Genomic DNA, 1,174 nt, shown 5'->3' with positions numbered 1-1,174 from the left:
ACCAGGACCTCGTAGAAGACGGCGCGCTTGAACCACTCGGGATCGCGGTCCTTGGCCGGGGTGTCCTCGAACGTGTCCGGGACGGGCTCATTGACGATCATGTGGTGGGTGACCCTCCGATCTGCGGTGAGGACGGTCGCAGGACGGTGAAGACGTGCGCGGGCCGGTGCCCGGGCTCCAGGCGCACATAGTTGGTCCTGCCCCAGTGATAGGTCTCGCCGGTGAGCTCGTCGCGCACCGGCACGGACTCGTGCCAGTCCAGGCCGAGCCGTGGCATGTCCAACGAGACCGTGGCCTCCTGGGTGTGGTGGGGATCGAGGTTCGCCACCACCACAACCGTGTTCGAACCGTGCGCGTCGCCGGCCGACTTCGAGTAGGCGATCACCGCGTCCTGGTCGGCGTGGTGGAAGTGCAGGTCACGCAGTTGGCGCAGCGCGGGACTGCGCCGCCGGACCGCGTTCAGCAAACGCACCAGCGGCGCGATGCTGCGGCCCTCGCGCTCCGCCGACTCCCAGTCGCGCGGGCGCAGTTGGTACTTCTCCGAGTTCAGGTACTCCTCGCTGCCCGGACGCAGCGCGGCGTTCTCGCACAGCTCGAAGCCGCTGTAGATGCCCCAGGTCGGGGAGAGGGTCGCGGCGAGCACCGCCCGCACCTCGAAGGCCGGCCGGCCCCCGTGCTGGAGGAACTCGTGCAAAATGTCCGGGGTGTTGACGAAGAAGTTGGGCCGCATCACCGCCGCCGCCTCACCCGACAGCTCCGTCAGGTACTCCGTCAGCTCCTGCTTGGTGTTGCGCCAGGTGAAATAGGTGTACGACTGCTGGAAACCGGCGGCCCCCAGCGTGCGCATCATCGCCGGCCGGGTGAACGCCTCGGCCAGGAAGATCACGTCCGGGTCGGTCCGGTTGATCTCCGCGATGACCTGCTCCCAGAACATCACCGGCTTGGTGTGCGGGTTGTCGACGCGGAAGATGCGGACGCCGTGGTCCATCCAGTGCCGCAGCACCCGTACCGTCTCGGCGATCAGGCCGGGCATGTCCTTGTCGAAGGCGATGGGGTAGATGTCCTGGTACTTCTTGGGCGGGTTCTCGGCGTAGGCGATGGTGCCGTCGGGGCGGTGGTGGAACCACTCGGGGTGCTTCTCCACCCAGGGGTGGTCGGGGGAGCACTGGAGGGC

The 1,174-nt window shown here is 67.8% G+C and carries 1 pseudogene; it reads right to left on the bottom strand.

The features are described 5' to 3' along the window. Positions 1 to 97: 97 nt before the first annotated feature. Positions 98 to 1,174: pseudogene (locus tag AB0912_RS35930) on the bottom strand (alpha-1,4-glucan--maltose-1-phosphate maltosyltransferase); the annotation flags it as partial.

The organism is Streptomyces sp. NPDC007084 (genome assembly GCF_040703595.1).
Classification (GTDB): domain Bacteria; phylum Actinomycetota; class Actinomycetes; order Streptomycetales; family Streptomycetaceae; genus Streptomyces.
The sequence above is the reverse complement of the archived record's forward strand: the minus strand, read 5'-3'. Positions and strand labels throughout refer to the sequence as shown.